Genomic DNA, 11906 nt, shown 5'->3' with positions numbered 1-11906 from the left:
TACATCTAATTTTAGGTGGATACTATAGGCCTGTAAGTTCTCTATGTTCATTGTTACATAGTACGAATTTCATAGGTTCGATTCTTACTTTTCGTTGACTTACCCCATACAAGGGATACAGTTTTCACTGTATTCGAATTTTAGACCCGTACATTCGTATCTTCGTCAGACCAGTTGGTCATTCTCACCATGATTAGTTTATAGCCAACCGCATTATCAATTGCCATATACATGTTGTCATGTACTTAGGCTTTCTTCATGCGTCTTCACCTAGCTTCATACAGTGCAGTCTATCAACTTTCTCTGCATGTAGGAGTATTATTGGGAGTGTTTCAGCTCAACATGAAGGCTTTCATTCCACTCACTCGTTAAATCAGTTATTACTATCTGTGTTAATCTAGATAGTCTTCTCATTTCATAGTTATAAACTATTTATAGAGAAACGTGTCGCACCAAACCATTCATCAATACCTTTTATAATCTTATATTCGTTTTTTTGGTCACGTGAAGCAACACCACTTTGAACAAAATCATATAGTTTTTCTACCTGTACTTTTAATAGTTTGTGCATACGGTGTACACGTTCTACATCGTCGTAGGGTAAGCGCCCAACGCCTTTTCACATTACTGTGATAGGTTTTCAAACGCTCCCCTCCGAACCGTACGTACATGTTTCCATGTATACGGCTCTCCACTTATCCTCTGAATTTCAATCTAATCTTCCAGCGTGCAGGTCAACATGACACTTTTTACACAATGCTAGTGTCTTGCGGTTGCGAGCTATCATGATTTTTTCCCAAAGTTGTTTTCCTTTTAGTTCTTTGAGTTTTTTAACATGATGCATTTCGATAGCGGTGTTTTCAGTTTGACACCACTCACATTTACTAGCCTTAAGGCGTTTGATTAGACTATTGCGTCCTGCATATATCATAGTATTTGGAACAATATCTATTTCTCTATTAGTAGTTGGATTTTCATAAACCCTTTTCAAAGGTTCATTATAGAAATATCTATGCTTCTGACCAGTTTTAGTCGTGTAAGAAATTCTAAAATTGCCTTCATGATTAAACTTTTTCATTATTTTGCTGACTGATAGTTTGTATTTGCTTGCAAAAGTTTTTACCATGCTGAATTTCATAATGTAGCGAAACTTCTGTAGGCTGTGTACATTTTTTGCTAGTTTATAGTAATTATATAAACCTCTAATTTCACTATTGTATATACTTAGAATTTCTAAATTGTCGGAGTTTATTAATTCGGCCCTATGAATAGACTTCCAGCTACTATCTTTTTCGATTTTAAGAACTTTGAGCTCCTTAAGTTTTCCAATCCATTTTTCCTTAGGCATGTAAATTTCGCACTTGTTTGATGCATACCTTTTGGCTATTCTACTGTTTGAGCCTTTGTATACAGCTTGAAGGTTACTTATAGTTACATCGTATCCAAGGAATCTCGCTTTCATTTTACCGTGTGTAATGAGTGTTTTCTCTGATGATAGTTCAAGATTTAGTTTATTCTTTAGAAAAGCCGTAAGGTCTTTCTTTACTTCTTCTGCAGCCTGTTTTGAACCGATTATCCCTATTAGGAAATCATCGGCATATCGTACATATTGAATTCTCTTAAAGCTAGAATCCATTAATTCTACTGAACTCATTGTACGTATATCTTTTTGAAGCCTTTTCACTTCACTTGTAATCTCAGTTAATTCATTGTGTGGAGCCAGTGCTTTTCTATCTGCGAATTTCTTTTTTAAATACCAAAGTCTCTTATATTTTTGGGTATATACTATGTTGTTTTGTCGGCGTGTGCCTTTATCAAATAGTGTTTTATACTCTTCGATATACTTATCAAGTTCATTTAGATAAATATTTGATAGAATTGGGCTAATTATTCCTCCTTGTGGAGTGCCACTATAAGTATTATTGAATTTCCAATCCTCTAAATACCCCGCTCTAAGAAATTTCCAGATTAAATTAATGAATTTTTCATCTTTAATTTTTCTTTTTAGCAGTTTGATCAAAATATGATGGTCAATATTATCAAAGAAGCCTTTGATATCACCTTCTACCCACCACTTAACTCCTTTGAAGATTTTAGTTGCTTGTGTTAGTGCTGTATGACAACTGCGATTACGTCTAAATCCATGAGAATTGTTAGAAAAGGTCGGTTCGAAAACAGCTTCTAGGATGTTTCTTACGATTTCTTGAACTAATTTATCATCTATAGAGGGTATCCCTAAAGGCCTCTTCCCCCTATTTTGCCCCTTACTGATATATACTCTGCGAGATGGAGCTGGTTGATAACTTTGATTTTTAATTCTTTCAATAATTATATCGATACGTTCCAAACTCATACCATCAATGGTATGCCCATCTGTTCCTCTAGTCATGTTCCCTTCTTTTGCATATATTTTTTGATATGCTGCAAAGTAGAACTCCTGGTTATATAGATTTCGATACAGACGTTCAAATTTATAAGCTGGGTTAATTGTTTTTTTATTCAGATTGTCTAATACTGCTTTTGGATTTCTCATTGTGTCTCACACACCTTCCAATTTTGTTTTAGACCGGATAAGTTGCCTTCCTTCGCCATGTACTAGGCTTTCCCTAGCTCGGACTACTATGAAGGCTCCGTTGCCTTATTGGGTATTCAGAAGTCACACACCTTGTTAGTAACTTGGTGTCATTCTTCATAGCCAAATTCGCATGTATGCCGGTGGCATCCCAACTTAGGCAATCCCCATTTAGATAGATAAAGAATAGCTTTCATAATGTCGGATGTGACGTTCGACCTTTTCCACTTACTGTGGCTGGGAGGGAGAGGCTCACTGATAGCTTATATGTACGACCTAAACTATCCTCTTTATAACCTTGTTCCCTAGTAATGTATTAACTACCTTTCATTACTCGTATTGCTGACCACCCTTGGTCTATCATTCAAGCAGTGTAGCCTTCATCCTTATTTATGAGTTTTACCTTGCCATTCAGTCGTGATCTTAGTAGTTGACCAACTTATGACTTTATCACCATGCTGTTTTCCCCTTTAGGTTTCCCTTCTAGGTGAGGTGATTGGTAATAGGTCTTTCGTGAGCTAACCTAGATTAGTGCTATTTAATCAATTCTAAATCTACCCTTATGGGCGCACGTACATATCTATTAAGTCATCAAAGGTCACATCTTTTTGTGGGTTATGTAGTTTTAATAAATAAATATGTTGCTTAAGGTGGTTTCGTTGTGCTTGTTCAAAGAATGCATTATTTGATTCCGACAAACCCTGGATAACCATTGCAAAAACCTCGGCTACTTTATCAACTGGTCCACGTAAAATATTAATGTTTTTGGTATCAGGGTTTGTGGGATCAATATAATAAATTGAACTTTCAGGAATTTTGTGTGCTTGTACTAACTTAAATACCTTTTGACATAAATCATTACTCGGTTCAATAACAGTTATCCCATTTAAAAATGTTCCTTTTACTTCTTCGGTATCATAATTATTCTTTTTATACGTATTTTCAAACTTATTTATAAAACGTACCATCCAGTGTAAATCTTGATTAATCATTGGAATAATTAAACTAGATGTCTTACCAGAACCAATAGGACCAATAATAATTCCATTTAGGGTTCTATCTTTCCCTTTGATTCGAATCATTTCTTTGTGCTTAATATGAGGCCCTATCTCAACATCAGGATATATTTGTTTCTCTTGGCTATTAAACCACTTTTGCAACTTATGATTTTTATATTCGTATTTTTGTACCCACTTTAAGATTTCTTCTCTGTAACGGACAATATGGCCACTATACCAAAGAGTAAACAAAATCATAAATACGGTCGGTAAGAATACAAATATCATGGTGAGTGTATGGAAATTTCCTGTTAATACATCCCCCATTGCTTGATATTCACCAAAATTAACATGCTTTGCTTTATTCATAAGATAAGGAATAACTTTTGCATGGATAGGAGTAGTTGCAAACCATAAAAACTGAATATCTACTGCAATATGAGAAGCAATTAAAATTAATAACTTGCCATTTTGAAATTGCAAAGCTGGGATACGGCTGTAGAACCTAAAACTAAATTCTCCTAATAGCAAAGAGAAGAACATTAAAAATAGTGGTACATATGTAATTTCTATAGGATAAGACGGTGGTTCAAATGCATAGTAGAGTAACTGTATGTAGTTTGCCACACCAAATCCAAATGAAAGGATAAATCCGCTAATTAAGGCGATTGTAGTGTATAATGGTAATCTTTGCTTAGATGTCTCCATAAAGGTTCACCTACTTTTTACAGACATAGTTGGGCTTTATGGTGTAATGTAAAACGATTATGAAGTTCTGGCCTGAATTGTTCCTTTGATTTTTTTAGAAAGAACTTCGCTGCATCTTCAGTTTGTTTTAAATATAAGTCAATACTATCTCCTTCACACAATTGGTTATATTCTTCTTGAGTGTAAATGTCAAGATAAACATGTACATTTTCGCTTGTTTAAGCATGTACAAAATCAATCATTTTCTTTGCTAAAATGATCTTTAATTCGATAGGATTGTCCTACAATACTGACCACCGTGGCATGATGTAAGACACGATCTAGTATGGCATTGGCGAGTTTAGGGTCCTGGAATACTTCGTCCCAAGACTTGAAGTTGATATTGGTCGTTAGGATGGTACTACGCTTTTCATAACGCATATCGATTAATTGAAAGAATAATTTTGCATCCTCCGGATCAATAGGCAAGTACCCAATTTCATCAATAATAAGTAATTTGTATTTTGTATAGTGCTTTAAACGAGATTCTAGGCGATTCTCAATCTTGGCACGTTTTAAATTTTGAAGTAAATCATGACATTTAATAAAATAAGTACTTGTTCGCTTTTTAGCTGCTGCTATACCAATAGACGTGGCCAAATGGGTCTTACCAACACCACTAGGTCCTAAAAATACTATGTTTTCTTGTTGCTCTAAGAAACGTAGAGAAATAAAATCTAAGATTTGTTGTTTATTAATACTCGGCTGGAATTCGAAATCAAACTCATCAACCTCCTTTCTATGAGGAAATGCGCCCATTTTCACCATAGAATGAATCATATTTTGTTCTCGTACATCAATCTCATAGTTTGTCAGTTTAACAAGTGTCTCTACGAAGGATAATTCATTATTAATGCTAAAATCGACTACGTCACCTAAATGTTGTGCCATTTGTTTTAATTTTAAATACTCTAGGTTTGTTGTTAATTGTTGATAGCTATTCTTCATTTCTATATACCTCACCAATTACTGATAAATTTTGTTTCGCCAAATTGTCAATGTTCGGATATTTAGGTAGTGACTTAGCCAATGCTTTTTTATAATGTTCTTCTTTATAATTGAGCTTAGATTGGCTGATTTTATGTTGTACAATTAACTTCATGTTATGATAAACATATATTTGATTATCATATACTTGTAAACCGACGGTTTTACCTTGATATTCAGCTGGAACTGAGTATTGATTCGATTTGTAAGATATCATGCCTGATGTATTAACTTTTACAAGTTTATGCTTAATCATATAGGAATCTCTTATCGCGCTCTTCGGGAGTGGTTGTAGGAGATTCTTTTCCTGTTTTAGGGCAAACACTGGAATCTTACCAGTCCCTTGATGAAATGTTTGATTAATTCTTGCACATAATTTTTGCACAAATTCATGTAATTCTTCAAAAGTGAATCTTCCTTGATAAGCATGAATTTCGTCTAGAAGTTTCATTGGCGCTTCTACTTTCCCTTTGGTATTTGGTCGCCCTGCGATACAAGGTTGTACCTTAAATCCAAAATCTTGAGCGAATTGGGCAAACTTATTGTTAATCGTTCCTGTAAAGTGTTCTGTTCGAGCTTCATCCATTACCGTCTTCATATTATCCGTGACAATTACCTTCGGTACACCACCAAACATTTCAAATGCCTCTGTCATAAATGACATTAAAACACTTTGTGATTTTGAAATATTCAAATGAAAAACTTTAAATCTCGAGTAGGACAATAAAAGTACAGCTACATTCACATATACGATTTCGCCACTTTTGGTTTCAAATCGTATGCTTTCTTTCCAATCTAATTGAGCTTGTTCTCCTGGAGGTGTCTCATAACGGACACCCACTGAATGACCTGATAAAATACGCTTCCCCTCATCAAAATATGTTCTAAATTCAGGCTTTCTATTAATATAAGCACGAAATGCAGACTGTGAACATTTTAAACCGTGATTGTCTGTTAGATACTGCCATAACACTCGTTTGTAGTAGAAGATTTGTTTAGAATCACTAGATAAAAGAGCTGCAATCACTTCATAATATGTATCGATTTTCGATGTTTTATTTTTTGTCCCTTTTGGTGTAAAACCATTCAAATACTTATCTATGGTACGCCGATCCACATTCAATTCTCTGGCTAATTGACTTTTATTTATCTTCATTTTTAAGTTCCCCATTAGTTTTTTAAAATTTGGTAAGTCTGAAAGACTTTTAACCTCAAATTCTGTTTGAATATCTAGCTTAATATACATACTAACCACCTCAGAGTCAGTATGGAGAATCCAATTGAAAATGTACATATTTATTCAAGCGTTAATGTACATATTTAAGTTAGCATTTATACTTGAGAAAGTACTGCAATATTTATCTCTAGTTTGTTATTCGTCGCAGTTTCAATTATTACATCGTACCAATAATAATTAGGTTTCCCTGGAATTTTGATATCTTGTAGGGAAACGCAAAATTTAGCTCCCCCTTCTGTAATATGTTTAAGGACTAGTTCTGGAGTTTTAAATGCTTCTCTTGCTGAGAGCACTCCCCCAGTAGTAGTTGCAAATTGTAAGTTCATTGTCATTTTCCACTTCCACCTTTCTCCATACAAAAAAAGGCAAGCGACACCCACTGTAAAAACAGCGTGTGTCGCTTGCCTTAATTTCATATGTTCTGATTTGATTGTAGTTTTGAGTGTTTAGTTCAAACGTTATTCTATCACCTTAAATAATAAAAATCAATAAAGTTATATAAAATTATATAAAAAATAAACGATTAATATAATTCTACAAGTTTACGTCTTTTCGGATTAACGTTATTTGCAGCATGTACCATGATCTGTTCATCGGTTGCTATATTTGTATTTTGAATGGATAGAAGTAGTACATTATCATAAGTGTCCATCAGTAGAATATCTCTAGGATTTTCACGTTTAGGATAGATAACTACAAGCGGAATGCCTTCATCTCCATTCCTTCTTGAAAACACGACATCATCTAATCTTGCAATCATTCGGTAATCATTTTCATTTCCAAAAATAAAAAAGAAATCTTGAATAGAAGCTTTATCTCTCTTGTATGTGCGTCGAAGGCCACCATCTATTGATTCTTTAAACGTTTGAATTTTTTCGACAAAAGTGTAACGCCAATTGACATCTCCTACTGTACGTTGAGATAAAGGAAAAAGAATATCTTGTTCCCAGTTTTGATTATCATCTGTTCCTAGAATGATATCTGAAATAACATCCCCAGCATCTTTCAATGAGCAAATGTGTACATTTAGATTTGGTATATTCATTAATAATTCATGATGCTTCCGCATAGAAAATAATAGATTTTTCATACGTATGTATGGCGGTTCTGCATCTTCAGCAAGGAACATTGATTTGTCGTACATAACAAAGACAACCGTTACATCCTCATTTGTTTTTTTTGCATATTCTATGTACTTCTCTACTTTTTCAACTAAGGTAGAATTTGTCTCTTTGCACATGTCCATCTCAATATGGATATTTTTATCTTGGTATGAAATATGTTCATCAGGAATCAAGGCCAATTGGTTGTCCTCAATTTTTATATTTTTTTTCTGGTAAAAAGAACGAATATCCAATTCATATAATACTTCATTGGTTTGTGTCTTCTTTGTAGTCGCTAAAAGAGTACGGATCATGACTTCACGTGAACACATAGTGTGAAGAGAAGTTGTTCTTGAGTACCGTCTTTTTGAACTTTTTTTTGGAATTCTTCCTATTTCCAATAAGAATTCAATTGTCTTTTCTTTTAAGGAAAATAAAGCGCGTTTCGTAATACTATCAGCCCTTTTATCTATTCTTTTAGTTAGCATAGCTCCATATTGTGAGTAACGGTCAAGCTTTGTAAATATGCTAGCTTCAGAACAGTCTCTTCCCTCAAATGCACTATATAACTGCGTGATTTGCCTTGTTGTAAGTGCTCTTTTGTAATATAAAACTGTAAAGACAAATATGTCAGCTTCTTTTAAGTGAAAATGTTTTTGGGTACCTGATCTTCTATATTTATACACTTTTTCGGACAATGCATACACCTCTTATATTGAATTAAACTAAATTAAATACTTATTATTTTTAATATACTATTACATTGATGTGGTGGTTGTAAAACCCGAAAAAATAAATAAGACATTTTAATTTTTAGAGGTACTTCATTTTGTACGTTGAAGTTGAGATGAAAACTACTCTTATAAATCTCTTATAAATTATTGATTTATAAGGCTTTATTAAATCGTTTGTTTTGTTAGGACGAGCTACTACTAGATACCTAACAATAGTTATAATGAAATTCTATTTATAAAATAATGTTATGACGTCCTAACATTTATTAGATAGCCAATCTACTATTTTAATTGATTAAAATTATTCAAGATTTATAAAAAGGTTTATTGATAATAAAGAGTAATTTTTTCTATCCTTAATTCGAAATTCAACTTTTTATTTGTGATGAAACGCTCTTTTCAACTTCTGCTATTTGCTCAATGTAAAATTCCAACTTTTTCTTTTATGTTTTTTCTTGTATAGAATCATAAATTCACTTAGACAAATAATATTGTAGAGTAGGAAGCGAGCGCCTTGTCATATTGCTATGATAGGTTTCTCAAAACCCCTCACCGAACCGTACGTACTCCTCTCAGAGTATACGGCTCTCCATCAATTGCTTGTCAAAGTTATTTTTTTCTGTTTTTCGCTATAAGTTCTACTCTCATATCATAGTGAATTTCATTATGGCAATCCTCACATACGGCTAATGTTTTGCGTCTACGGGCAATCATTAATTTTTGCCATTTGGCTTTGCCTTTCTCAACATCTTTCATTTTTCGGACATGGTGCATTACTAAGTTAGAATCGGTTTTACCACAATGTTCACATTTGTTGGCTGACAACCTATCCATAAGACTAGTTGTTGACATATGAACTCTTGAGGCTAACAAGGTTCTAAATCCTTCCCTGTAGAAAGAATGAGAGTGTTGTTTGCCTTTTTTATCTTTGTAATTGACTATGAATACACCGTTTTTGCAATATTTCCCCTTAATTTTTCCGATTGAGCTTTTATATTTATTGGCGAATGTTTTATACATGCTGTATTCTAGAACGTAACTGAATTTTTGGAGTACCGTTGAATTAACTGCATATTTGTAGTAGTTGTACATCCCTCTGATCTGTAATACATAATTATGTAGTATTTCCAAATCATCTAGGTGTGCCATTTCCGGTCTATGCTTTGGTTTCCAAGTTTCTTTCCCATTCACATACTTCATTTCTAAAACATTCAGGGCAAGTAATTTATTTCGCCATGTTTCATGGGGGATTTCAAGTCTTACTTTTAGATTGTGATGTCTTCTTTTTGCACCTTTCACCGAGTATTTGGTAAATAACTCGTTTCTAGTGATATTGACGTTGTACCCAAGAAATGTTGCTTTCTTGCTAGAGTGGGTGATAAGTGTTTTTTCTTCTGATAAAGTTAATTTTAATTCTTCATTGAGAAATTGAGCTATATCAGATTTAATGGCTTTGGCATCATCTTTACTGCCGATTATCATTACAATAAAGTCATCAGCATATCTAACATATTTTAGTGACTTAAATTTATCCGACATTGGATTGTAGTAGGGACGTTGTCCCCTTTCCTTAACCCATTCGTTGACTTGCTCGATTAATTCCTGAGCTTCATTGTGTTTACCTTGTTCTCTTAGTAAGTCTGCTTTCTTACGCCCTCTTTTTATTTTGAGGTGTAAGTATTGATATCTTTTATCAACTTCTCTGTCTTTTGGTTGACCTTTTCCGAACTTTTCAGCGTATTTTTCCATGTATATATCTAGTTCGTTTAGATATATGTTGGCAAGAAGAGGACTGAGAATCCCTCCTTGTGGTGTTCCACTGAATGTTTTGTGGAATTGCCAATCCTCCATGTACCCAGCTCTTAGGAACTTCCATATTAATCCGATGAGTGTTTCGTCATTGATACGTTTTCTTAGTAGGTTAATTAGGATATGGTGGTCGATATTGTCAAAGAAACCTTGAATATCACCTTCAATAAACCATTTAGTTCCATTACCACTCTTTTTAATTTGTTTCAAAGCTGTATGACAACCCCTATTTTTCCTGAATCCATGTGAGTTCTCAGAGAAGTTTGGTTCATAAATTGCTTCTAAGATATACTTTATTACTAATTGGACAAGTTTATCGTCAAATGTCGGTACCCCAAGAGGACGTTTTTTCTTACTCCCTTTTTTATCAATATATACTCGCTTAACAGGAGTAGGTTTATAGTTACCATTTTTAATGTTGTTGATGATTTTAGATACTCTATTTTTTGAGAAGCCATCAACAGTTTTATTTATGGTTCCTCTGGTCATATTACCTGGATTGGCATATATTTCTTGATAACCTTTATAGTAGAATTCTGGATTATAAAGATTTCTATATAATCTTTTGAACTTATAGTTTTCTTTAATAGTATTCTTCGACAAGGTGTTCAATACATAAACTGGATTTCTCATCAGCATCTCGCTTCCTTCCTGTTTATTATCATCATGAACTAATTGACTACCTTCCTTCGCCATCCTGATTTCACAACCATGACCTAACGTAATTTGTCATACGTTAGTGTGATAGGCTTTCCCTATCTCTGACTACTACGAAGGCTCCGTTACCATATGGAATATTCAAGAGCCACATTTCTTGGTTTTTACCTTGAAATCATCCTCTATAGCCATAAATGGCGCTTCCACTTAGGTAATCCCCATTTAGTACCTTGTAAATAGTTTGTAGTAATGTCGGTTGGGACTTTCAATCTTTACTAATGTACTTTAGTTGGTTCTCTAGTGTGAAACACACCTCTCTCCACAAAAAATAGATGAGCTGAACTAGAGACATATCGTTTCAATGTCTATTTCGATATGGTCGTCGATAAGACCCCTTGATTTATCCTTCACGCAGTTTAGCATTCAACCTTGTTTACCACGGTACACCTAGAAATTCAGTCGCACTCATGACATTAGAGTGACTTATCCCGTTGCAGCCATGCTACACTCCCCGCTCACTTTCGATTACGGATAAGGCTACCGGTGTCGGGTTGTTATCTTGTTTCACTTCACCCGCTGATTTACTAAATCAGAGTTTACAAGGCCCTTATGGGCGCACAATTGTTTCTACCAAATCATAAATAAGTTAACAATATGTCTATAGATACTTAACATATTGGTTTTAGTCACTTGAATTACCTTCACTTTTTCTTCGTTAAACAAGGAGTTATCTTAACTGAAATAATAAAATTGAACAGTTGTTAATTTTATGTGAGGTTGTAATTGCTATCATCATTCCTCCTGCATTACAAAAAAATTATTGTAATGTAAGTATCACTTTGATGTTAATAAGATGAGATTTCCTTTTTAATAATCTAGTTTGAACAAATGTTTCTTTTTTATAGTAGAGATGTGATTGTTAGCCTACTACTTTTAGAATGTCAAAGTTGATTTATCCTAGTCCTCCCTTTTTAATATGTAGAATATTGAGGGTATTGATGCTGTTCATATGAAATTAACAACCTCTTCTACTGGCTTTTGAGGAATGAATGAAATTGACAA

The 11906-nt window shown here is 33.9% G+C and carries 6 protein-coding genes and 2 pseudogenes; all 8 read right to left on the bottom strand.

What is annotated here, in order from left to right; translation table 11 throughout:
* Window positions 1-445 precede the first annotated feature (445 nt).
* A pseudogene (locus tag QCI79_RS28070) lies at window positions 446-598 on the bottom strand (conjugal transfer protein TraG); the annotation flags it as partial.
* Between the two features lie 111 nt (window positions 599-709).
* Window positions 710-2533, bottom strand: a complete 1824-nt coding sequence (locus QCI79_RS28065; RefSeq protein ID WP_209291793.1) for a reverse transcriptase/maturase family protein — start codon at window positions 2531-2533, stop codon at window positions 710-712.
* A gap of 599 nt (window positions 2534-3132) precedes the next feature.
* Window positions 3133-4278 (bottom strand): type IV secretory system conjugative DNA transfer family protein, encoded by a 1146-nt coding sequence (locus tag QCI79_RS28060; protein WP_042991647.1) that lies wholly within the window; start codon window positions 4276-4278, stop codon window positions 3133-3135.
* 234 nt (window positions 4279-4512) lie between these two features.
* On the bottom strand, window positions 4513-5265 hold the full coding sequence (gene istB / locus QCI79_RS28055; protein ID WP_000798699.1) for an IS21-like element IS232 family helper ATPase IstB: 753 nt from the start codon (window positions 5263-5265) through the stop codon (window positions 4513-4515).
* Window positions 5255-6550 (bottom strand): IS21-like element IS232 family transposase, encoded by a 1296-nt coding sequence (istA, locus tag QCI79_RS28050; protein ID WP_000275580.1) that lies wholly within the window; start codon window positions 6548-6550, stop codon window positions 5255-5257. The genes istB and istA overlap by 11 nt, the downstream gene beginning before the upstream one ends.
* A gap of 92 nt (window positions 6551-6642) precedes the next feature.
* Window positions 6643-6957 (bottom strand): annotated as a pseudogene (locus QCI79_RS28045) (hypothetical protein); the annotation flags it as partial.
* 107 nt (window positions 6958-7064) lie between these two features.
* On the bottom strand, window positions 7065-8342 hold the full coding sequence (locus tag QCI79_RS28040; protein ID WP_021728067.1) for a replication-relaxation family protein: 1278 nt from the start codon (window positions 8340-8342) through the stop codon (window positions 7065-7067).
* 645 nt (window positions 8343-8987) lie between these two features.
* The gene (locus QCI79_RS28035) at window positions 8988-10820 is read right to left on the bottom strand and encodes a reverse transcriptase domain-containing protein (RefSeq protein WP_353842264.1); all 1833 of its coding nucleotides are present in this window, start codon (window positions 10818-10820) and stop codon (window positions 8988-8990) included.
* Window positions 10821-11906: the final 1086 nt, after the last annotated feature.

It is taken from the genome of Bacillus cereus group sp. MG1 (assembly GCF_040460035.1).
In the GTDB taxonomy this organism is placed as follows: Bacteria; Bacillota; Bacilli; order Bacillales; family Bacillaceae_G; genus Bacillus_A; species Bacillus_A cereus.
This window is presented reverse-complemented; position numbering and strand designations above follow the sequence as displayed.

Coding starts and splice junctions, on each gene's coding strand:
- QCI79_RS28035 (WP_353842264.1), bottom strand. CDS start 10,820: ATGAGAAATCCAGTTTATGTATTGAACACCTTGTCGAAGAATACTATT.
- QCI79_RS28060 (WP_042991647.1), bottom strand. CDS start 4,278: ATGGAGACATCTAAGCAAAGATTACCATTATACACTACAATCGCCTTA.
- QCI79_RS28065 (WP_209291793.1), bottom strand. CDS start 2,533: ATGAGAAATCCAAAAGCAGTATTAGACAATCTGAATAAAAAAACAATT.
- istB (WP_000798699.1), bottom strand. CDS start 5,265: ATGAAGAATAGCTATCAACAATTAACAACAAACCTAGAGTATTTAAAA.
- istA (WP_000275580.1), bottom strand. CDS start 6,550: ATGTATATTAAGCTAGATATTCAAACAGAATTTGAGGTTAAAAGTCTT.